The sequence below is a fragment of the Campylobacter concisus genome (assembly GCF_002912425.1).
GTDB classification, from domain to species: Bacteria; Campylobacterota; Campylobacteria; order Campylobacterales; family Campylobacteraceae; genus Campylobacter_A; species Campylobacter_A concisus_AH.
In genome coordinates this window covers 1-22,135 of sequence record NZ_POYR01000048.1, presented here as the reverse complement: position 1 = coordinate 22,135, position 22,135 = coordinate 1, and the positions used below count along the sequence as shown (strand labels likewise).

22 protein-coding genes are annotated in these 22,135 nt (G+C 40.3%); 5 read left to right on the top strand and 17 right to left on the bottom strand.

Annotated features, from left to right (window positions below):
* Nucleotides 1-8 precede the first annotated feature (8 nt).
* Genes CYP84_RS02885 through obgE form a run of 6 tightly spaced genes read right to left on the bottom strand, consistent with a single transcriptional unit; the run spans nucleotide 9 to nucleotide 4,592 of the window.
* Nucleotides 9-791: a ParA family protein gene (locus tag CYP84_RS02885; RefSeq protein ID WP_002939402.1), complete on the bottom strand. Its 783-nt coding sequence runs from the start codon at nucleotides 789-791 to the stop codon at nucleotides 9-11.
* Nucleotides 788-1,423 (bottom strand): biotin--[acetyl-CoA-carboxylase] ligase, encoded by a 636-nt coding sequence (locus tag CYP84_RS02880; protein WP_103636620.1) that lies wholly within the window; start codon nucleotides 1,421-1,423, stop codon nucleotides 788-790. The genes CYP84_RS02885 and CYP84_RS02880 overlap by 4 nt, the downstream gene beginning before the upstream one ends.
* A 1-nt stretch (nucleotide 1,424) precedes the next feature.
* On the bottom strand, nucleotides 1,425-2,213 hold the full coding sequence (thiD, locus tag CYP84_RS02875) for a bifunctional hydroxymethylpyrimidine kinase/phosphomethylpyrimidine kinase (protein ID WP_103636619.1): 789 nt from the start codon (nucleotides 2,211-2,213) through the stop codon (nucleotides 1,425-1,427).
* A gap of 16 nt (nucleotides 2,214-2,229) precedes the next feature.
* Nucleotides 2,230-3,135 carry a methionyl-tRNA formyltransferase gene (gene fmt, locus CYP84_RS02870; RefSeq protein WP_103636618.1) on the bottom strand — a complete coding sequence of 302 codons (906 nt, stop codon included), beginning with the start codon at nucleotides 3,133-3,135 and terminating at the stop codon, nucleotides 2,230-2,232.
* Between the two features lie 16 nt (nucleotides 3,136-3,151).
* Nucleotides 3,152-3,487 (bottom strand): GDP-mannose dehydrogenase, encoded by a 336-nt coding sequence (locus tag CYP84_RS02865; RefSeq protein ID WP_103636617.1) that lies wholly within the window; start codon nucleotides 3,485-3,487, stop codon nucleotides 3,152-3,154.
* A 46-nt stretch (nucleotides 3,488-3,533) separates the two neighbouring features.
* Complete coding sequence (gene obgE, locus CYP84_RS02860) at nucleotides 3,534-4,592, bottom strand: GTPase ObgE (RefSeq protein WP_103636616.1); 1,059 nt, start codon at nucleotides 4,590-4,592, stop codon at nucleotides 3,534-3,536.
* A gap of 175 nt (nucleotides 4,593-4,767) precedes the next feature.
* Between obgE and polA the strand changes: the two genes are divergently transcribed.
* Nucleotides 4,768-7,404 carry a DNA polymerase I gene (polA, locus tag CYP84_RS02855; RefSeq protein ID WP_103636615.1) on the top strand — a complete coding sequence of 879 codons (2,637 nt, stop codon included), beginning with the start codon at nucleotides 4,768-4,770 and terminating at the stop codon, nucleotides 7,402-7,404.
* A gap of 149 nt (nucleotides 7,405-7,553) precedes the next feature.
* On the opposite strand, the gene ttdB is transcribed toward polA, so the two are convergent.
* The 7 genes from ttdB to larA are packed head-to-tail and all read right to left on the bottom strand — an operon-like array spanning nucleotide 7,554 to nucleotide 14,365.
* Nucleotides 7,554-8,165, bottom strand: a complete 612-nt coding sequence (gene ttdB / locus CYP84_RS02850; RefSeq protein ID WP_103636614.1) for a L(+)-tartrate dehydratase subunit beta — start codon at nucleotides 8,163-8,165, stop codon at nucleotides 7,554-7,556.
* Nucleotides 8,162-9,061: a L(+)-tartrate dehydratase subunit alpha gene (gene ttdA / locus CYP84_RS02845; protein ID WP_103636613.1), complete on the bottom strand. Its 900-nt coding sequence runs from the start codon at nucleotides 9,059-9,061 to the stop codon at nucleotides 8,162-8,164. The genes ttdB and ttdA overlap by 4 nt, the downstream gene beginning before the upstream one ends.
* Nucleotides 9,062-9,072: 11 nt before the next feature.
* On the bottom strand, nucleotides 9,073-10,404 hold the full coding sequence (locus CYP84_RS02840) for a DUF2809 domain-containing protein (protein WP_258033879.1): 1,332 nt from the start codon (nucleotides 10,402-10,404) through the stop codon (nucleotides 9,073-9,075).
* A gap of 29 nt (nucleotides 10,405-10,433) precedes the next feature.
* Nucleotides 10,434-11,180 carry a nickel pincer cofactor biosynthesis protein LarB gene (gene larB / locus CYP84_RS02835; RefSeq protein ID WP_103636612.1) on the bottom strand — a complete coding sequence of 249 codons (747 nt, stop codon included), beginning with the start codon at nucleotides 11,178-11,180 and terminating at the stop codon, nucleotides 10,434-10,436.
* Complete coding sequence (gene larE, locus CYP84_RS02830) at nucleotides 11,177-11,950, bottom strand: ATP-dependent sacrificial sulfur transferase LarE (protein ID WP_103636611.1); 774 nt, start codon at nucleotides 11,948-11,950, stop codon at nucleotides 11,177-11,179. Before larE ends, larB begins: the two co-directional genes overlap by 4 nt.
* Complete coding sequence (larC, locus tag CYP84_RS02825; protein ID WP_103636610.1) at nucleotides 11,922-13,112, bottom strand: nickel pincer cofactor biosynthesis protein LarC; 1,191 nt, start codon at nucleotides 13,110-13,112, stop codon at nucleotides 11,922-11,924. Before larC ends, larE begins: the two co-directional genes overlap by 29 nt.
* 2 nt (nucleotides 13,113-13,114) lie before the next feature.
* Entirely contained in the window at nucleotides 13,115-14,365 is a 1,251-nt protein-coding gene (gene larA, locus CYP84_RS02820; protein ID WP_103636609.1) for a nickel-dependent lactate racemase, read from the bottom strand.
* 205 nt (nucleotides 14,366-14,570) lie between these two features.
* On the opposite strand from larA, the gene CYP84_RS02815 reads away from it, so the two are divergent.
* Nucleotides 14,571-16,250: an anaerobic C4-dicarboxylate transporter gene (locus tag CYP84_RS02815; protein WP_103636608.1), complete on the top strand. Its 1,680-nt coding sequence runs from the start codon at nucleotides 14,571-14,573 to the stop codon at nucleotides 16,248-16,250.
* Between the two features lie 92 nt (nucleotides 16,251-16,342).
* Here CYP84_RS02815 and flhB read toward each other — a convergent pair whose 3' ends face one another.
* Nucleotides 16,343-17,416 carry a flagellar biosynthesis protein FlhB gene (gene flhB / locus CYP84_RS02810; RefSeq protein ID WP_103636627.1) on the bottom strand — a complete coding sequence of 358 codons (1,074 nt, stop codon included), beginning with the start codon at nucleotides 17,414-17,416 and terminating at the stop codon, nucleotides 16,343-16,345.
* Nucleotides 17,417-17,550: 134 nt separating this feature from the next.
* Here flhB and CYP84_RS02805 point away from each other — a divergent pair, with 134 nt between their 5' ends.
* The 3 genes from CYP84_RS02805 (at nucleotide 17,551) to rpmA (ending at nucleotide 19,204) form a co-directional block, all read left to right on the top strand.
* Nucleotides 17,551-18,513: a hypothetical protein gene (locus CYP84_RS02805; protein WP_103636607.1), complete on the top strand. Its 963-nt coding sequence runs from the start codon at nucleotides 17,551-17,553 to the stop codon at nucleotides 18,511-18,513.
* Between the two features lie 107 nt (nucleotides 18,514-18,620).
* Nucleotides 18,621-18,935, top strand: a complete 315-nt coding sequence (gene rplU / locus CYP84_RS02800; RefSeq protein ID WP_002942523.1) for a 50S ribosomal protein L21 — start codon at nucleotides 18,621-18,623, stop codon at nucleotides 18,933-18,935.
* A gap of 11 nt (nucleotides 18,936-18,946) precedes the next feature.
* On the top strand, nucleotides 18,947-19,204 hold the full coding sequence (rpmA, locus tag CYP84_RS02795) for a 50S ribosomal protein L27 (RefSeq protein WP_002942569.1): 258 nt from the start codon (nucleotides 18,947-18,949) through the stop codon (nucleotides 19,202-19,204).
* Nucleotides 19,205-19,259: 55 nt separating this feature from the next.
* Here the strand turns inward: rpmA and CYP84_RS02790 are convergent, their stop codons facing one another.
* The 3 genes from CYP84_RS02790 to CYP84_RS02780 all read right to left on the bottom strand — a co-directional run.
* On the bottom strand, nucleotides 19,260-20,366 hold the full coding sequence (locus CYP84_RS02790) for a glycosyltransferase (protein ID WP_103636606.1): 1,107 nt from the start codon (nucleotides 20,364-20,366) through the stop codon (nucleotides 19,260-19,262).
* A gap of 3 nt (nucleotides 20,367-20,369) precedes the next feature.
* Entirely contained in the window at nucleotides 20,370-21,638 is a 1,269-nt protein-coding gene (locus CYP84_RS02785; RefSeq protein ID WP_103636605.1) for an O-antigen ligase family protein, read from the bottom strand.
* On the bottom strand, nucleotides 21,622-22,135 hold a 514-nt coding region (locus tag CYP84_RS02780; protein ID WP_141089187.1), incomplete at its 5' end, for a glycosyltransferase. The genes CYP84_RS02785 and CYP84_RS02780, both read right to left, overlap by 17 nt.

Here is a 22,135-nt window from a genome sequence, read left to right as displayed (position 1 = left end):
CTTATTTTTTAGTTTAAAATACAATATGCCAAATTTTGATATGCGATCGAGCCTGGTGATTTTATATCATAAAGTATCACTGGCTTGCCAAAACTTGGGCTTTCAGCAAGTTTTACATTTCTTGGAACGACTACAAATTCCTCTTTGCCGTCCTTGCTTTTAAAGAGCTTATTTTCAAAATGCTGCTTTAAATTTGCAATTGTCTCTTTTGAGAGATTATTTTGCGAGCTAAACATAGTCGGCAAAAAGCCCTTTATATTTAGCTTTGGATTTATCGTTTTTTTGATGATCTTGACTGTATTTAGGATCTGCGCCAAGCCCTCAAGTGCGTAAAATTCGCACTGGATCGGAATGATCACACTATCGCTTGCGCTAAGAGCATTTATCGTGATGCTGCCAAGCGCTGGAGGGCTATCGATGATGATAAAATCATAGTCATCTACAACTTCTGAAATTTTGTTTTTAAGGATTAGTTTATAGTCTTTGCTTTGATCGTTAAATTCTTGCTCGATGCCGACAAGTCCGATGTTTGACGGAGCTAGAAAAAGCGTTGGGATCTCAGTTTTTAGCACGATTTGTGAGAGCTTTTTCCTATCTGTTAAGACGTGATAGATGTTAAACTCGTAGTCGCTTCTACTAAAACCAAGTCCAGTCGTCGCGTTTGCCTGTGGATCGATGTCTATTAATAATACTTTTTTCTCAGCAACCGCCAGTGATGCGGCTAAATTTACGGCCGTTGTGGTCTTGCCAACGCCGCCTTTTTGGTTAGCTATTGTTATTATCTCGCTCATCTTAACGAATATACCTTTTCCCCGTTTAATAATATCGCTCCATCCTCGCAAATTTCAGCATCCTGAAGCGAAACAGCTCTATTTGCAATATGCGTAATAAAACTTTTTGACTTGCAAAAGTCTATCCTAAATTTGCTAAAAATTGGCTTCCATAAAATCTTTTTATCAAGCATGCTAATAAAGCCCCAAACTAGCTCATCTACGCTAGTTTTGATATCCAAAATGCCAGCGTTTTCGGGTGCGCTAGCTAAATTTATCCCCATACCACAGATGTAAATTTCATCCACTTTATTTGTCAAAGTGCCACCTATTTTACGCTCGTCCACGTAAAAATCATTTGGCCATTTTAGCCAGCACTTTGAGCCAAGTTCGCTCAAGACCTCACGCATCAGCATAGAAAAATATATAGAGATCGAGGGCGGAGGTATGTCGCTTGGCAGCTCATCTTCGCCTATGCAAAATGACATAAACAAATTTCCACCAAGCCCCTCCCAGCTGTTGCCGCGGCTGCCGACCCCTTTTGTTTGATTGTGCGCCACGATCATGTGCGGTGGCTTTATCTCGCCGTTTTTTAGGGCGTCTATCAAAAATTCCTGCGTCGAAGGCAGGCTTTGAAAAAACTCTACTTGCAAATCACACCTTAAATTTATAGAAGTGATTTACTGGATTTTGTCCGCCGCCGATGATGACCGCGTTTTTGATAGCGTTAAAGATATAATCATGCGCATTTTTCACGCTCTCTTTTAGACTATGTCCATTTGCTAAATTTGAAGCGATCGCACTTGATAGCGAGCAGCCTGAGCCATGTGTCGCAGTCGTTTTTATGCGCTCATCGCTAAAAATTTCATACTCTTTGCCATCATAAAATATATCAAGCGACTTGCCGTCAAGTTCGCCACACTTTAGATAGACGCTCTTTGTGCCAAATTTCAAAAGCTCCTTGCAAGCCTCTTTAAGCTCGCTCTCGCCCTTTAGCTCACGCTTTAAAATTTCGCGCGCTTCAAAGATATTTGGCGTGATCACGCTTGCAAGTGGGAAAAGCTCCTCCACGATCGCGTCTTTTGCAGTACCTTCTAGCCAGATGTCGCCATTTTTACAGCTCATGACAGGATCTAGCACGACTGGCGGTAAATTTTTGATCTCTCTTAGCGTTTTTGCGACGCTTTTGATGATCTCAACGCTTGGGACAACGCCTATTTTTATCACATCAACTCTTATATCATCAAATATCGCTTTTATCTGATCCTCGATGAGCTTTGGCTCAACTAACTGCATGCCAAATATGCCCTTTGTATTTTGAGCAGTGACCGCTGTGATCGCTCCCATCGCATATACGCCGTGTGCTATAAATACCTTTATATCAGCTAAAACTCCAGCTCCGCCGCTTGGATCAACCCCTGCTATACTTAGCGCATTTTTCATAACCGCTCCTTTAAATTTATTTTAATTCATCGCCAACACTAAGGCGCTTACCATTTATATATGCTTTTGCGTTTGTTGGCTTTTTGCTTGGCTCTTGAAGCTCGTAAATTTTAACTGCCCCACCCTTGCAAGCAACCACGACGTGGTCCTTTTCTACGCTTAAAATTTCTCCGCTTTTGCCACTTTTTTCGCTTAGCTCAAGCGATAAAATTTTTAGTCCGCTTGCTAGATAAAGCCCTGGCCAAGGTGTGAGCGCGCGAAATTTATTATAAATTTGCCCCGCCTCTTCGTCAAAGCTAAAAAGTCCGTCGCTTTTACTTATCTTTTTGCAGTGCGAGGCCTGCGCGTCGTCTTGCTTTTGTGGCTTTAAATTTTCAAAATTCTTAAGCACTTTTACGATTAGCTCGCCGCCAAGCTCACCTAGCTCACTAAAAAGCTCGCTTGACATCTTGCTCTCGCAAGACGTATAGATGAAGTCCAGCATATCGCCGGTGTCAAGTCCAGCGTCCATTAGCATAGCTGTGACGCCAGTTTGCTTCTCGCCCGCTAGGATCGCGCTTTGAATGGGGCTTGCACCTCTATATTTTGGCAAGATCGAGGCGTGCAAATTGATACAGGTGGCGACGTCTAAAACGCTTTGGGGTAAAATTTTGCCATAAGCTGCCACTACGATAAATTTAGGCTCAAATGCCTTTAGCTCGCTAACCACCGCCTCATCTTTTAGCGTATTTGGCGTAAAGACTGGCACGCCTACTAGCTCGTTTTGTGCGTAAATTTTGACCTCGCTTGGGGTTAAAATTTGCTTTCTGCCAACTGGCTTATCAGGCTGGGTAAAGACCGCTTTTATGTTAAAGCCAGCTTCTTTTAGATGCCTAAGTATCCTAACAGCATAATCAGGCGTCCCCATAAAAACTACATTCATCACTTTCCTTTAAATTTCAACGACTTTTATTTTGATCTTCCTTTTGACTGCTTGGCGGCCAAGAGGCGCATGGATATTTTTGCCAACTAATCTTTTGAAAGACTAAACTTCTTAGCTCATCAATGCTAATTTTGCCATTTTGATCGGTATCTAAGCTCTTAAATTCCTCACTAGTGCATAGATCTAGCGCTATTTTTAGCATTGGTGGCGCCTTGCACGCCACCCACTCATCTAAATTTAGCATGCCATCATGATCTATGTCATTAAAATCCAAAAACATATATATTGGATCCGCTGGCTCGCAGCTATATGCACCAAGGCAAAATAGCATAATGCAAAAAATTTTCTTCATTTTATCTTCTTAAATTTCTAAGTTCAAAGCACTAAAAATTCGCAACTTAAAGCTCTTTTTTAAGCAGCTCAAGCAGTGCAAATTTAAGCTCGTCGATGTTCTCGTTTGTCGCTGATGAGATCGGCAAGACAAAGTATGGTTTTTTCGTATCAAAGCTGTATAGGTCTTGCTTATAGACAAATTTACCAACTTGATTTGGCTCTAAATTTATACTTTTCATAAATTCTTTTATATTTTCATCTAAATTTTCCGCCGCATCGACTCTTGTAATAGCGATAGCATAGTCCCTGCTGGCAAGCACACTTGAAAATTTAGCGACTTCTTCTTTTAACACGCTAAACTGCTCGCTCATGCTTCTGTAATTTGCACTATCTATCATAAAAAGCAAAATTTTATTTCTCTCGATGTGCTTTAAAAACTGCACGCCAAGGCCGCGTCCGTCGCTCGCTCCCTCGATGATGCCAGGGATATCAGCCATGACAAAACCGCTAAACTCATCGACCTCGACAAGTCCGAGCTTTGGCGTAAGCGTGGTAAATTCGTAGTTTGCTATCTGTGGTTTGGCGTTTGAGACGGCTGATATAAGTGTTGATTTACCGACATTTGGAAAGCCAACAAGGCCCACGTCAGCTATCAGCTTTAGCTCGAGCCTGACCTCTACGCTCTCTTCTGGCATGCCCTTTTGAGCGTACTCTGGGGCTTGGTTGATAGAGTTTTTAAAGTGGAAATTTCCAAGTCCGCCCTTGCCACCTTTTAAAAATAGCGTCCTTTGCCCCTCCTCTACCATGTCGCAAAGCAGCTCGTTTGTCTGTGCGTCATAGACTGCCGTTCCTGGTGGCACGACAAGCTCTAGGCTCTCGCCCTTTTTGCCAGTCATTCTTTTACCCATGCCAGCCTCGCCGTCGCTCGCTCTCATCGCCTTTTTGCCCTTGTAATTTGCTAGTGTGTGGGTGTTGTTGTCGCAGACAAAATATACATCTCCGCCGTCACCGCCATCTCCGCCGTCTGGGCCGCCTAAAATGACGTGCTTTTCGCGGCGAAAGCTTACTGCACCAGCACCGCCATGGCCTGAACTTAGGGTTAATTTCACGCTATCTATAAACATTTTTTACCTTAAATTTATCTATTATTTAGTTTGAATTTTAGGCGAGATTATATCTTTTAAATGATTAAAATTTGTTTTGCGTTTAAAATCTCACTTTGTTTTTAGCATCTAACAAATTTAGAAAATCAGCCAAATTTTTGCCTAAATTTCATAAAATGGCGCAAAAGGATAGAGAATGAAAACACTTACGATTATTGATACTTTTGGCTTCTTTTTTAGGCTTTACTACGCTATGAGCGGGCTTAAAAACAGAGATGGCAAACCAAGTGGTATGATAAGTGGCTTTGCAAATTTCATAGCGAGCCTAAAAGATGAATACCAAAGCGACTATCTCATCTTCGCGCTTGATAGCAAGGGCAAGACCCTGCGCCACGAAATTTTGGGCGAATATAAGGCAAACAGGAGCGAGCCACCAGCTCAGCTAAAAGAGCAGCTGCCAGTTTGTATAGATATGATAGAAAAGATGGGGCTTTACAGCCTTAGCCACGAGGGCTACGAGGCAGATGATATCATCGCGAGCACGGTTAAAATTTGCAAAGATAAAGATATATTTGTGCGAATAGTCACGCATGATAAAGACCTTTACCAGCTCATAGAGGACGGCAAAGTGAGCATCTACAGCCCACAAAGCAAGATCGACCACGATAGCGCTAGCTGCTTTGAAAAGTATGGCGTCTATCCAGCGCAAGTAAGGGACTTTTTAGCCATCGCAGGTGATAGCTCGGATAATATCCCAGGTGTCAAAGGTATCGGCGCAGTGGGAGCTAAGAAGCTTTTGGCCGAGTATGGCAGCTTGGAGGGAATTTATGAAAATTTAGCCCTTCTTAGAAACGAGCGCACCAAAAATATGCTAGCAGTCGCAAGAGACGAGGCATTTTTGAGTAAAAAACTAGCCACGCTCTTTGATGATGCGATCACTTCGCTTGATCTTGAGCACTCTAAATTTCCAGAGCAAAATCCTTTGATAAACATCTCAGAAATTTTAAAAGAGTACGATCTAAACAGGCTTCTTAAGAGCTTACAAAAAGAGGAAAATACTGAATTTAAGCTCGGCTTTAGAGCAAATTTACTACTTGATGAGGCAAGCATCGAAAAGCTACTCTCAAGCGTCACGCCAGAGACCATCGTCGCCTTTGACACCGAGACCACGGGCGTTGATAGCAAGAGCGCAAAGATCGTTGGTTTTAGCTTTTGCTTTAATGACGAGGACGCCTACTACGTGCCAGTAGCTCACAACTACTTAGGCGCGCCAAAGCAAATCAGCCTAAATTTTGCTACTTGGGCGGTAGGGCAAATTTACAAAGGCTGCGTGATCGGACAAAATTTAAAATATGACTTTGAGATAGTAAAAAACAATCTCGGCCTAAATCCGCCCGCAAATTTCAAAGATACGATGATCCTTGCGTGGCTTAGCGATCCAAACTCGAGCGTTGGCATGGACGCGCTAGCAAAGAGGCTCTATGACTATGACACGATCAAATTTGAAGATGTGGTCAAAAAGGGGCAAACCTTTGGCGATGTGCCGCTAGAAAATGCTGCTAAATACGCCGCTGAGGACGCTTGGATAACGCTTAAATTTTATAAAACCTTTCAAAACACGCTTGATAAAAATTTACTAGCCCTTGCCGATACACACGAGTTTCCTTTTATCCTTACGCTTTTTGACATGGAGCAAAACGGCATCAAGATAAATGAAGCCAAAATGCAAAAGCTCATCCTTGAAAACGATACCAAACTAAAGGCGCTAACAAGTGAAATTTACGAGCTAAGCGGCGAAAATTTCAACATAAACTCCGTAAAACAGCTCGGCGTTATACTTTTTGAGCATCTAAAACTTCCAACCAAAAAGAAGACAAAAACAGGATATAGCACCGATGAGAGCGTGCTTGCTGAGCTCATAGATGCTCATCCGGTGATCGAGAAAATTTTATCTTACAGAGAGCTATATAAACTGCAAAGCACCTACTGCGAGCCACTTTTAGCGCTTGCGAAAAAGGACGAGGGCTCACGAATTTACACGAGCTTTTTACAAACTGGCACGAGTACTGGCAGGCTTTCAAGCAAAAATCCAAATTTACAAAATATCCCAGCTCGTGGCAACCTCGCAAAGGATGTCAGAGAGTGCTTTGAGGCACGCGCGGGGTATAGTTTTGTGGGGCTTGATTACAGCCAGATCGAGCTTAGGCTGCTAGCTCACTTTAGCCGTGATCCTGCGCTTCTTGAGGCGTTTAAAAATGACGAGGATATCCACGCAAGAACGGCTATTAGCATATTTGGCAGCAGCGACGGGCAAAATAGAGCCGTGGCAAAGAGTATAAATTTTGGCCTCATTTACGGCATGGGCTCAAGCAAGCTCGCTAATCAAGTAAATATCACGCGTGCCGAGGCAAAAGAGTATATAGAGCGCTATTTTAAGGCGTTTGAGACGATCAAAGAGTTTTTGGAGAGCATAAAAATTTCAGCTAAAAACGAGGGCTTTGTGCAGACGCTACTTGGCAGAAGGCGCTACTTTGACTTTAAAAGTGCCACACCTATGCAAATAGCTATGTTTGAGCGCGAGGCGGTAAATACGGTCTTTCAAGGCTCTGCGGCGGATCTTGTCAAGATGGCGATGGTAAAAGTTAGAGCAAATTTAGATGAAAACGCAAAGATGCTGCTTCAGATCCACGACGAGCTAATTTTCGAGGTCAAAGACGAATTTGCGCAGGAATTTGGCAAGGCGACACAAAAGACGATGGAAGAAATTTATACGTTAAATGTGCCACTTAAAACATCGCTAAATATCGCCAAAAACTGGGGCGAACTAAAATAGAGCAAATTTTGGCTAACAAGAGGGACAATAGTCTTTAGTACCAAACACACTGCAAAAACTAGAGAAATTTTAGAAGCAGCAATAAATAATGCGCTTTAAATTAGCGTAAATTTTAAAGCGCATTTATAAGCAACCAAGCATCAATTTACCTACTTTATAAACCCAACCTGCGGTAAAATTTCAGCTAATGCCTCGTCCTTTTTCTCGTTAAATTTGACCTTATTTTGCTCAAAAAGGTTGTTTCCGTGTGCGTCGATCGAGACTATTAGCGGGCCAAACTCTTTTACACGGCACTTCCAAAGGGTCTCTGGCATACCAAGCTCCGTCCAGTCGGCACTCTCGATCTCCTCTACCTGCGTCGCAGCCACTACCGCACAGCCTGCCGGAAACACGCAGTGAATAGCACCAAACTCTCTGCAACCACTCATCGTGCCTTCGCCCATGCCTCCTTTGCCGACAATGAGACGAACGCCAGTTTTTGCGATAAATTCTCGTTCAAATTTCTCCATCCTCATGCTGGTTGTAGGTCCTACTGAGACCATCTCAAAGCTTTTTTCGCCAGTTTTTCTGATGATCGGCCCTGCGTGTAGGATCGCACCGCCTATTATATCTAGCGGTAGCTCTCTACCCTCCTCCACTACGCGTCTGTGCGGCACGTCGCGGCAGGTGATGATGTGTCCAGTTAGATAGATCACGTCGCCGATTTTGATGTTTAAAAGGTCCTCGGCGCTTATTGGCGTGGTTAAAATTTTCTTACTCATAGCGCAAACTCCTTGTGCGATTTTACGTCGAAATTTAGATCTGCATCCCAGACGATGTGCCCTTTGCGGTGCGACCAACAGCCCACATTTACGGCGACAGCTATGACGCTTGGGTGGCGAGCGCAGTTTTCTATATGCACGCCCATCACAGAGCTTGCACCGCTCATGCCTTGTGGTCCAAGGCCGATTTTATTGATGCCATCTTCAAGCAACTTTTCAGTTAATGCGGCACGTTCGTTTTGATTTTTAGAGCCCAAAGGCCTCATAAGCGCCTTTTTAGAAAGCAAGGACGCTACGTCGATCGAAGTGCCCACACCCACACCCACTAGTAGCGGCGGACAGGCGTTTATTCCGTAGCTGGTCATTATATCCATGACAAATTTAACGACGCCCTCATAGCCCATGCCAGGCATCAAAACGGTCGCTTTGCCAGGCAGGCTACAGCCGCCACCTGCCATATAGGTGTGTATCTCGCACTCGCTGCTTTGCGGCACGATCTCCCAAAACACACTCGGCGTGCCCTTGCCGACGTTTTTGCCGGTATTATACTCGTCAAATGTCTCGACGCTGTTGTGACGAAGCGGAGCCTCGCGAGTAGCTTGCAGTACCGCCTCTCGCAGTAGCTCTTCAAGCTCGCCGATCAGTGGGAAATTTGCGCCACATCTTACGAAAAACTGGATCACTCCAGTATCCTGACAGGACGGGCGGTTTAGCTCCTTTGCAAGGCGCTGGTTTTCAAACATCGTTTTATAGATCTCCTTTGCCAGCGGCTGCGTCTCGCGCTCGCTAAGCTCAAGTAGCTTAGCAGTCACGTCGTCAGGCAGCACTTTGCCTGTGTAGCCGACAAATTTCGTCATGACCTCAGTCATCTTTTTTATGGATTTTTTTTTATCCATCGCTTCTCCTTTTAAATTTCGTCCTCGAAAAACGGCTCGGGATTTTTAAGCAACCAAAGCACGAACAGGTATCTAATCTTACCTACATCTTCAGCATGCCAACTTGTCCTTAAATTATAAAACATCTTATCAAGCGCTTCATCGTTTAGCTCTTCGAGCCTATTGCCTAGCTTAAAATATTTTTTAATTTCGGCGGCGGCTTTATCTGTATATTCACCATCCCATAAAATCCAACTTCCATATTCCCCGTTGTAGTCCCAGTACCGGTATAAATTAGTAGCCGCATGTATCATTTTATACTGCACGCTATCTTTTTGTCTTGAGAATTTCATCCAAAAATTATAAGTAAATTCGCTGTATTCTTGCGGATCGTATTTTTCCATATCCGTTGGATACTCGGGTACATATAGGTATTCCAACCTTTTGCCAAAGCGACGCCAAATATAAATTTGCGATTTTTCAGGTAGGAGATTGTATATATAATTATACATTATTCCAAAATCGATATTAACGACTTCACCCGCCTGTTTTATATATTCCCGAGAGGTATAGTCCTGCTTGCCTACGATTACTAACTTTTGATGCGGTTTTAAATTTTTATATACATACCACATAAAATTTCTAAGCGGCGTCTCGCCCTTTTTATTTTTAGCGTTTATGTTGCCGCCTTGCATAATAATCCATTCGATTAAATTTGCGTCCGCATACGCATAGGGCGAATTTGGATCTTTTTTCTTGATATCTTTGTTTGCATGTAGCATATGCAGTATCGTGTTGCCGTCTTTGTCGGTCGCATTTATATCGTAAATTTCAAATACCGCCTTAATCTTCTCATCGTCGCCGCTTTGCAAAATTTCATTAAAATTTTTGGGTAATCTTTTACGCCTAAAAATTCGTATCTCGTTGTAGATCGCATGCTCACTACCGATGAAATTTTCAGATGCGTAGGCTAAAACGCAGCCTATCGCGTAGCAGATAATGTCCGTCCAATCAAATGTTCCACCAAAAATTATCCATAGTGCGTAATTTTGAACGCCTAAAATTTCAAGTACCTTAAAATATTGTGCGATTTCGATAACTAGCGAGAGAGTAAAGACCGCGAGCGCTAAAATTTTAGGTGGTAGCCTGAACGCGGCTCGCCCAAATGCATAAAGCATCGCTGCGGCTAGCACATCGCCTAGATAGTAGCGTATGAAGCCGTCTTTGGCGTAAATTGCGATAAAAATTTCAAATGCTAAAATAGCAATACCCGTCATCGCCCAGTTCATTCTAGCATCCCAACAATATTCACTTCTAGATGCGTCCGTAGGCGAAAGTATTGCTTTTTTCGTATCCTCTCTCAATTTTACACCTTACAAATTCTATTTAAAATTTAGAGATGATTTATCAGGCTTGCGTTATATGCAGCACCGAAGCCGTTGTCGATATTTACGACACTTATGCCATTTGCACAGCTATTTAGCATGGCTAGCAGTGCCGCTAATCCTCCAAAATTTGCCCCATATCCCACGCTAGTAGGCACTGCGATCACAGGCACGCTCACGAGGCCAGCTAACACGCTAGCTAGCGCGCCCTCCATGCCAGCAACGGCGATCACGACCTTTGCGCCGCGTATCTCGTCAAGCTTTGCGACCAACCTATGTAGCCCTGCCACGCCGACATCGGTAAATTTTTTCACGTCATTGCCTAAAAATTTTGCCGTCTCATAGGCCTCCTCCACGACTGCGCCATCAGCAGTGCCAGCAGAGACGATAGCTATGTAGCTTTTTGTTGGTAGTTGCTCTTGAAATTTGACGCTGATCACACTACCACGAGCGTTAAAATTTGCCTGTGAAAAGATCTCATGAATGCGTTTAAAAACATTCTCATTTGTTCTTGTGATTAGGATATTTTCATTTTTTTCGCCGATCGCACTAGCAATTTGCAAAATTTCATCATCTGTTTTATTTGCCCCATATATCACCTCACCAGTACCATTTCGCAAAGCACGCTGAGTGTCGATCTTGGCGCATCCGATGTCATTAAATGGATAGTTTTTTAGATACTTTAGCGCATCTTGCTCGCTCATCTTGCCATTTTTTATACTGGCGATAAATTCTAAAATTTCAGCCTCGCTCATGCCAAAACATCCTCTCTAAGCCCCTTTAGATCAAGCATCACCTCTGCTGCGCCAAGTGCTACTAGCTCTTTAACGATAGACTTAAATTTCACATCGTTTAAAAAGCTTTGCATGCTAGAAAATGGCATTTGCAGCTTCATTTTTTTATCATCAAGCCTTGCTCGCACATTTGCGTAGCCACTTTTTATCAGTAAATTTTCAGCCGCCTCTACTAAATTTAGCTCATCTATGCTTATCTCTTTTTCATGCGGCAAACGAGTTAGCAAGCATGCATAGCTTGGCTTTTCAGCAGTTGCTAAATTTAGCTCACGTGAGAGTTCGCGGATCTCAAATTTACATAAATTTATTAGAGGCGAAAACACACCAAGCTCTTCTTTTGCCTTAAGCCCTGGGCGATATTCGCCAAGATCATCTTTGTTTGTGCCGTCAGCCAAATTTGTAAAACCTAGCTCATTTGCGCGCGCAAGAAGCCTTGAAAAAACTGCTTTTTTGCAAAGATAACAGCGATTTTGCGGATTGAGCTTGATCTCATCAGCGATGCCTACCTCAAATATCTCGTGCCTGATGCCATAAAATTTAGCAAATTCTACCGCCTCGTCTATCTCTCGCAAAGACATGTAGGGCGATTTTACCGTGAGTGCTAGCGTATTTTCGCCAAGCACGTCCGCAGCGACCTTTAGCAGTAGCGAGCTATCCACGCCGCCGCTAAAAGCAATGGCTAAATTTCCTAGCTTTTTTATATCATTTTTTAGAATTTCTAACTTCGTCATACTTTTTAAAAATTTCTTTTTTTACCTGAAATATTGATGTTTTATGCGCAAGTGCAGCGCTTTTGCACTCTTCAAACTCAGGCTTTACCTTTTCATCATCGCCTGAAATTTTTAGTCTTATATCGCCAAATTTCGTCTCAACACTTACAAATTTTCGCTTTAGCTCGGTTTTTATGACATCTATCTCACGAACGCCGATAGCCGTCGTGTGCGTAAATATAAGCTCTTTTATCTTTTTCGCATCTTCGTTGCGGCACAAGACATTTAGCTCAAAGCCGATGCGCCCTTTTTTCATATAGATAGAGTGGCTAAAGACGTCTAGAGCGCCATTTTCACGTAAAATTTCACATGCAAAGGCAAAGCTTTCCGCGTCCATGTCATCTATGTTTGTAGATATCATTTTTTGCACCAAATTTTGGCTCTCATCCACCTCGCAGATCATCGCGCGAAGGGCATTTGCAAAATTTGGAGCGTTCTTTTCACCAGCTCCATAAGCTACTTTTTCTATTTTGAAATTTATATCGCTTACAAACTCATCTACGCATGCTTTTAGTATCGCCGCACCTGTTGGTGTAGTCATCTCAAAATTTGCTCTGCCAAGACTTACAGGCACGCCCTTTAAAATTTCACAAACGGCAGGCGCTGGGACATTTAGAGTGCCGTGGTCGCACTTTGCTACGCCACCGCCAAGCTCGATCTTTGAGCTAAAAACTCTTGAAATGCCAAAATTTTTATATAGATACTCAAGGCAGATCGCGGCCCCTACGACATCTACTATGCTATCAACCGCTCCAACCTCATGAAAATGCACCTCATCGATGCTAACTGCATGCACCTTTGCCTCAGCCTGCGCGATCACATGAAATATCGCAGCGGCCTTTTTCTTGCAAAATTCGCTCAAATTTGAGCTAGCTAAAATTTGCTTGATATCAGCGTAGCTTCTAGCGTGAGGCTGCGATTTTAGTAGCACGACGTCTATTTTGGTCGCAGCGATGCCATTTTTTACTACGTTTTTTTGCTCTAAGCGAAATTCTCCGCTCAAATTTAGCTTCTCTAGCTCAGAGCAAAGATAGCCAAAATCCACTCCAAGCCCGACAAGAGCGGCTAAATTCATATCGCCGCTGATGCCAGAACTTGCGTCATAGTATAAAATTTTAGCCAAACTCACACCTTAGGTACGGTCATAGAGCCAAAAGGCAAGATGATTATTTTTGCATCCTTGCCTTTTTGAGCTAGCGCCTCATCTACGGCCTTTTGTAGGTCGTGATACGGCTTTAGATGCACAGCTTTCATCTCATCATCGCTTAGATCAGTCACAGCCCAAGTCTGCGCCCAAAGCGAAATTTCAGCCATTTTTGCAGCCTTGTGATAGCCAAGTTTAAAGCCAGAATTTATCTTTTCTAGCACTTTTTTTGGCGTATCGGCCGATGCCATAAGGTCAAAGAAAGGTTTTGGACCGATGCCTGTGCGGCATTTTGCGACCATTATTAAAATTCCATCCTGCGCAAGCGCTAATTTGCCGTTATCTAGGGCTTTTTGTGCCTGATAAAGATCCACATCCATAGGATAAGGTGCGACCGAGATCACAACGTCAGCCTTTTGTGGGATATTTACGCAAAATACCTCATCAGCCTTTTTCACGCAGTCATAAAAGCTATCGTTTAGATCGCCAGCACTCGCGTAATAGACGCCATGCTCGCTATCAAGCACTGTCTGTATAGAAAAGACATCGATATTTGAAAGAACTTTCATCGCATCGATCATATCTTCATGCACAGGGTTGCCCTCTAGGCGCAGTGCCTGAGCGTCAGCACTAAGTGCTAGTTTGTGGTTTTGCGTGATGCTTTCGTATGAGGCAGTGCCTGGCAAAAAGGCCTTTCTACCGCCGGTGTAGCCTGCAAAATAGTGAGGCTCTACCGAACCTATGACGATCACTTTTTTGGCTTCAGCCACGATCTTGTTTAGATACATCTGCGTGCCGTTTTTGCTCTCGCCTAAAAAGACCATTTCATCATGCTTTGAGTCGTGGTCATGAACCTCGTTTTTAGCTCTGATCTCTGGGTAAATTTCTTTAGAAAATATCATATTGTATTCATCTAGCGTACCCTCTCTGTGGCAGCCAGTAGCGATGATGAAAATTTTATTTTTATCGCGAAGTTTTGGATAAATTTGCTTTAAAATTTTAGCAGTTGGCGTAGGTCTTGTGCCGTCATTTACGATGATAACTATCTTTTCATCGCCAACGATAAACTCATCAAAACTTTTTTGATTTATTGGATTTGCTAAAGCCTTTGCGATAAGCGCTGCTTCGTCAAATTTAGCGACTTTATTTGGATCAAAAACACCAAGCAGATTTTTTTCGTCTATTTTTAAATTTATATGGTCATCTTTACCATAAGCGATAGGGATTTGCATGCTTCTCTCCTTAAATTTAACTATTAGTTATTTGCTTTTAGGATTTTATCTCAATCTTTCTTTTAAATATATTTAATTTTTTCACAAAAATATAGATAAGATAACAAGAATTAAATGTAATATTAAATTCTACATATCTTTTTTAATTAGTATTTAATTTTAATATTTATATACTCATTGCGTAATTTTTGAAAAGGGAGAAATCATGGAATTTCTTACAAGTTTGTCTGAGAGTACGCAGTTTTTCTTACAATTGATTGTCGTGCTCGGCTGTTTGTTCTACGGAGCAAAAAAAGGTGGTATGGCACTTGGTGTCCTTGGTGGCATCGGTCTTGTTATTTTGGTATTTGCATTTGATTTAAAACCAGGTAAGCCTGCTATTGATGTTATATTAACTATTCTTGCAGTTGTTGTAGCAAGCGCTACACTTCAAGCAGCTGGTGGTCTTGATGTTATGCTTCAGATAGCTGAAAAAGCACTCAGAAAACATCCAAAAACAGTTTGCTATCTTGCGCCGATTTGTGGCTGGACGCTAACAGTGCTATGCGGTACAGGTCACACAGTTTATACACTTTTACCGATCATATATGACGTATCAATGAAAAGTGGAATCCGTCCAGAACGTCCGATGGCAGCTACTACGATCTCTTCACAACTTGCTATTATCGCAAGCCCAGTTTCAGTTGCTGGCGTGTCTATGGTTGCTGTTCTTCTTGGTACTGGCACAGTTCATATTGAGGGCTTTACAAGCTATGTTGATCTATTAAAAGTTACCATCCCTTCTACATTTTTGGGTGTGCTTTGCATAGGAACTTACTCAGTATTTAGAGGTAAAGATCTTGATAAAGATCCAGAATTCCAAGCAAAAATAGCTGATCCAGAGCAAAGAAAATATATATATGGTTCTGATGAGGCACATTCATTGATCGGTGTGCATTTACCAAAAAAACAATGGAATGTTATGTGGATATTCCTTGCTACAATCGCTGTCGTTGCGGTTTTAGGTTATTACAAACAACTTCGCCCAAGCTGGACAAGTAACGTTCCTGGTAAATCAATAGAAATAATCGTAGATAAAAAAACAGTTAAAAATATCACTGTTAAAGACGGACAAGTTGTTTCTATGGTTGGCGATAGCAAAATCGTCTCAAACGTAAAAGACAATAAAGTAAAAGACGCTACTAAATTTACAAGCGTTCAAGTGCTAGACAAAGACAATAAAGTAACACAAAGTATTGTTTCAAACGGCGCTGATGTTGTTATCACTGCAGGTGATAAAAGCGAAACTATCGCAAACGCTAGCATCGTAGTAAAAGATACCATGAAAAAGACTGCGCCACTTGGCATGGTTGATACGATCCAAATTTTCATGCTTTTAGCAGCATCTATCATGATGATCTACTCAGGCATCAAAGCAGCTAAAATCGGTCAAAATGAAATTTTCCACAGCGGTATGGTTGCACTTGTTGCGATTTACGGCATTAGCTGGATGGCTGAGACAATGTTCCACTCTCACATTGATATGCTTAAAGGCTCACTTGGCGAGGTTATGAAAGCATATCCTTGGATGTATATAGTAGTTGGTATGCTTATATCAAAATTCCTAAACTCTCAAGCTGCTGCAGCTGCTACTTTCGTGCCACTCGCTGTTCAAATAGGTGTTCATCCAGGCGTTATTGTCGCATTTGCCACTGCTTGCTATGGATACTTCATCCTTCCAACATATCCAAGCGACCTTGCAGCCGTGCAGTTTGACCGCTCAGGCACAACGCACATTGGCAAATATGTAATCAACCACAGCTTTATTATACCTGGTTTCATAGGTGTATTTAGCTCTTGTGCAGTTGGCTGGGTTCTAGCAAATATCTACGGATATCTTAACTAAGATTTTATTTCTGACAAGCTGTTTTAAAGGCAGCTTGTCTTTTTTCTACAAAATTTACTACTATTTTATAAAAATTTTTTGGCTTAACGCTATCAAAGTTTATCTTGAAATTTCTGCTTATTGCTCATATAAACAAAGCTTAGCACTTCAGCTACTGCCCTAAAAAGATGTGCTGGTATCGTATCATCAACCTCACAAACTCTATAAAGTTCCCTTGCAAGAGGTGGATTTTCATAAATTTGCACTCCGTTTTCAACCGCTACCTTTTTTATCTGAAGCGCCAAGAAATCAACCCCTTTAGCAAGTATTATCGGTGCCTCGTCACGGCTCTTATCATATCTGATCGCCACGGCATAGTGGGTCGGGTTTGTGATGACGACGTCAGCTTGTGGGATGTTTTGCATCATTCGGCGTTTGGCTGCACGCATTTGCGCTTGGCGGATCCTACCTTTTACCTGTGGGTCACCCTCCATCTGCTTGTACTCGTCCTTGATCTCTTGCTTGCTCATACGAAGGTCTTTAAAATACTGAAAACGCACGATGAGCAGGTCAGCAAGACCGATCACAAAAAGTATAAAAAGCATGACGCTAACTAGGATGATGAGCTTCTCTTTTAGCCACGCGAGCTGGTCAAACATAGAAAAAAAGAGCGTGTGTGGCAGCTCTTTGATAAACTGCAAGAAAAAGTAAAATCCAACTCCAAAGACGATGCTTACTTTAACGACGATCTTGACACTTTCGATCGCCTTTTTCATAGAAAATAAATTTTTTAGCCCTTTTAGCGGATTTATCTTGCCAAAATTTGGCGTTATTGGCTTTGTGGTAAATATAAAGCCAAACTGCATTACATTTGCGATTATGCCGGCAATCGCGACACATATGCAAACTGGCAGGATCATCAAAAGCGCCCTGCCAAATGTATTTACAACGATCATTTTTACCGTTGGCAATGTCAGTGGCTGACCGATAAATTTAGAGTAGTAGATATAAAGCGAGATGACCTGATCTTTCATGAAATTTAGCATCGCAAGCAGCACACCGATAGCAATAACTAGGGTCACAAAGCCAGATAGATCCTGACTTTTGGGGACGTTGCCGTCCTTTTTGGCGTCTTCTATCTTTTTGGGGGTCGCTTCTTCGGTTTTTTCCTGATCTTCGCCTGCCATCTTTGTCCTAAGCTCGCTTAAATTTGGGGCGATTATAGCCAAAACAAGGTTAAACTATCCGCCAAAGCCACCTTTTGCACGTGAAAAATTAGGCGTTTTTTGGATAAAATTAGCAAAATTAAGGAGCACGCAAAATGTCATTTTTAGAAAGCTTATTTAACATTTTCAAAGCCAAAAAACCGCCAAAAAGCGACGAAGAGCTACTTTTAGACGAGTATGCAAGCATTTACGCCCAGATAAAAGAGAAAAATTTAAACGAATACGACTTTTTATGTGAGCTCATACGATTACTCTCTTTTTCAAGAGCTAGACGCTACGACTTTTGCCTTGAAAAGTGCCTAGCTGATGGCGACGCCGAGGCACTAAATGATCTCATCTTTCAATACGCTAAGCTAAATTTACTCCCAGGATGCAGCGGTGGATACGATCAGTGTGAGAAGCTCATACCAGCATTTTTTGCTATCGCTTGTGGCGACACAGATAGTATGGCAAGGATATTTTCAAAAGGCCTGCCACCTAGCAAAAACGGCTATAAATTTCTATGTGTTATGCATGATCTGCTCACGGCGATGCTTTGGCAAGATGAAAATTTACTCGCCCCTGCCCTAGAAAAGGCTCGCACCTTTGCAGAGTCCAAAAAGCCAGCAAATGAAAGAGAGGCGGTTAAATTTGTGCTTGCCTTGCACGAAAAAGATACGGCCGCTATGAGCAAGCATTTGCAGAAATTTTGCTCCACTTTTGGCAGAACAGATGCACCTAAATTTGAAAAACGACTTTACATTTTTGCGCACGGACTTCACGCCTTGGCACGCTACTTTTTACCACTTGAGCTCTTTAAAGAGATAAAGCTACCAAAAAATGAAAATTTCAGTAAATTTTACGCAAAGAGGCTCTTTCAAAATGAAATTCCTAAGCCAAAACTTTATTTTGTTTTTCCGCCTGAGCTTGAACTAATAAATGTGATCTTAAGCGCACCAGTAGCCAAGACGCTGATATATCAGCCACATTTGCCAAATGACAAAACCTTTTTCTTAGATCATACCTCTATGATAAGAAATTTAGCCGACGAGATCATAAGATCAGGGGCATTAAAGTAGAATTTATAAACTTTTGGCTAATATTCACACCTTACAACCAACAAAGCTCCATAAATCTTTTGCAAAAAAGTGCTTTTTGGTCTTACCAAATTTTAGAAAGGTAGAGTATGTCAAAATACGCTATATTTAAGCATGGCGGCAAGCAATATCGTGTTAGCGAGGGCGAGTTTCTTAAGCTAGATCACTTTAGTGCTGAAGCTAAATCAACCGTTGAGATTACAGAGGTTTTAGCTGTAAACGACGGCGAAGTAAAGGTAGGTGCGCCATTTGTTAAGGGTGCAAAAGTTGTTCTTGAGGTCGTTAATGAAGGCAAAGACAAAAAAGTAGTTATCTACAAAAAACGCAGACGTAAAGACTCAAAACTAAAACGCGGCTTTAGAAGACAATTTACACGTGTAAAAGTCGTAAGTATCGCAGCTTAAGGAGATAAGATATGGCACACAAAAAAGGTCAAGGTTCAACCCAAAATAACCGTGATAGTATCGGACGCCGATTAGGTGTTAAGAAATTTGGTGGCGAGTTCGTTCGTGCAGGAAATATAATCATCCGCCAAAGAGGAACAGCAACTCACGCTGGAAATAACGTAGGTCTTGGCAAAGATCACACTATTTTTGCATTAGTCGATGGCTTTGTAAAATTTGAAAGACTTGATAAAAACAGAAAAAAAGTATCTGTTTATCCAGCTGCATAACCCCAGGGGCGTTTGCCCCTTTTTATTTTTAAATCCACTCAAAAATTTAAGAAATTTAATTTATCTTTTCTAATTCTTTGATTATTTTTATAGCTCTATTTTGCCAAGTATTTTTACTCATACTTTCATAGGCATTTTTTGAAATTTTATTTAGCTCTTCATTACCTAAAGTCTTTATATAGTTAAATTTTTCTTCTAAACTTTTTTCATCACCCGCTTCATATAAAAAACCGTTTTCGCCATCTTTTACTATTTCAGCAACTGGTGGGAAATTTGGAGCTAAGACGACATTTGAATTTGCCATATATTCAAAAAGCTTTAATGGAGTGCTATAAAGCGAATAATCACTTTTTACACTAGGTATTATCAAAATAGTATTGTTTTCAATAAGACTTTTTACAACTTCATTTTGAGGCAGCAGTCCTTTAAAACATACCAAATTTTCAATCTCTCTTTCTTTAAGAGTGTTTTTTAAAGTCATAAAACTATTTCCGCTATTTTTGCCATAAAGTTCTAGTTTTATACTAGTTTTTAAGGCAAAATCTAGCATCAAATCAAGGCCTTTCCATAACAAGAATGAGCCATAATAGTTTATACTTGAAAAATCAAAATCTTTCTTCTTAAAATCATAATCTTGCTTGCAACCATTATAAACAACTGCCGAATTTACTATTTGTAAGCCGAAAAATTTTCTAAGCTCGTTTAGCGTACTGCTATTGTGCGAAAATACAAAATCGGCATTTTGTAGTATCTCTTTTTCCATATTATAAAGTGCTTTGTTACCTAAAGTAAAACACTCGTGCGCTTCAAATACAACCTTTTGATCGGGCATTTTATTTTCTAGTAAAAATTTAGCTATCTTTAAATGTCTCGTATAAAATATTGCGTCTTTATTTGAGTAGTTATTTATTATCTTTTTTAGAAAAAAATTAAAAATTTTATTACTTTTTAAAAATAGAATCTTTTTTCTTACAAACAATATGTCATTAGCTTTTAGCTTTAAAGCGAATTTCTCATTTACCTCATTTAAATTTAAAGGAGACTGCGGTAAAACCAGTTTAGCATCGCACATATTACTAAGCTCAAAAAATGTATTTAGTATTGCTATCTCTCTTGCATTACCTTGCGGAATTTGTTCTGGATATATGTAAAACAGTTTCATAAATCACTCCTTGTTCTTGCACAAAAACACTATAAAAAGACCAAGCATTACATAAATATGAGTAAAGTACATAGTTTCAAATAATCCCCTAAATATATAAGTGCAAAGCATGCTTCCAAATATTGTTATATAAAATTTGTTGTTTGACAAATACCTTTTAAAAGAAACAAAAAGCATATAAAAAACAAGCGCAACAAAAAAAGCAGTACCTACTACACCGTAATGATAATACTGGCCAATAAATACTGGCTCGTCATGGAATGGCTTTTTAGTACCGTCAGTGCCTATACCAGTTGGGCCAAGGTCATCATTATTAACATTTTTGTCATTTAAAAATTTAGTATATTGTTTACCACCAAAGCCTATACCTATATAAGCTCTATCAGAGTTAAAAAGAAGCGGCAACCTCTTTGTTAAAATATCTCCTCTACCAGAAGTATAAAATCCTTGCGCAACTTTTAACTGCAAAAGCGTAGAGTTATGATAAACGCAAGCAGAGGCGGCAAGTAAAAATAGACAAAATATCATGGATTTTTTATTTATAAGATTAATTTTTTCATTTTTAAAAGTTAGAGCCAACATAACCATCAAACTTAGAGCAAGTGCAAGCCATGAGCCCCTAGCTCCTGTAAGCAAAATAAAAATTAAACTAACAATAATGTTAAAAACTATGATAAAAAATTTATAAAATTTATTTTTGATAAAAAATATTGAGACCAAAGAAAAAATAAATAAACTATCAAAAAAGCCTGCATAAAATCTATCTATAGGTTGCGTCCATTGGTCTTTTTCATTTTTTAAATTTAAAAGAGTGCCATCTTCTATCCCTTTTACAAAAAAATGTATATTATCTATACTAAGTGCTGCAACCATAGCAAAAAATAACCATTTTGAGTTTTTATAGCTACCATCATGCCAAAGAAGAACGATAAAAATAAATATAAACGCTCTTTTAAATTCATTAAGCGCTGAAAGTGCTGCATTTTGCGTAGCATCATAAGGAAAAAATGATATGCCAAAAACATATAAATTTAAAAGCAAAAATAGCAACAAAATAGCTTTATTGTTCTTTGCATTGTTCTTTATATTTTGTACAACATTTTTAGTATCGACTGCAAAAAGGATCAATGTTAAAAATAGAGCTAAATATATGGCTAAATTTTTAATAGCAGTTATGTGTTCGTTATATTGACCTATCAAAAAAAGAGATAACAAAAGTAGAATTGAACTTTTTAAAAATGTTATCAAATTTGATTTATTTTGAAGTATCATTCAACACCTCTTTATAAAATTTTTGTATATCATCGGCGATCTTATCCCAAGAAAAATTTTCCTCACACATTTTTCTAGCATTTGAGATTATCCTGTGTCTTTCTGGATATTTTAAGTTTAATATATATTCCTTTACATTTTTAGCAAAATTATCAAAATCAAAAAGTTTGCAGTTTTCATTATCCACCATGTATTCTTTACTGCCTTCACTGGCTCTTGCTATAACAAAACTCTCACAGCTCATGGCCTCTATGCCAACCATGCAAAACGACTCTTTGTCATTTAAAGGGATGATTGTAAAATCAAAGTCATTATATGCTGCGTGAACTTTATCTGGTGAGATATTGTCAAGAAATTCTATATTGTTTAGATTGTATTCTTTTATCTTTTTAACAAGACTTTTATAGTATTCATAATTATCTTTTCTTTTAATTATTTCACCTATTATTTTAAAATTGTACTCAGGTAAATTTTTGAATTCTCTTGCTAACTCAATC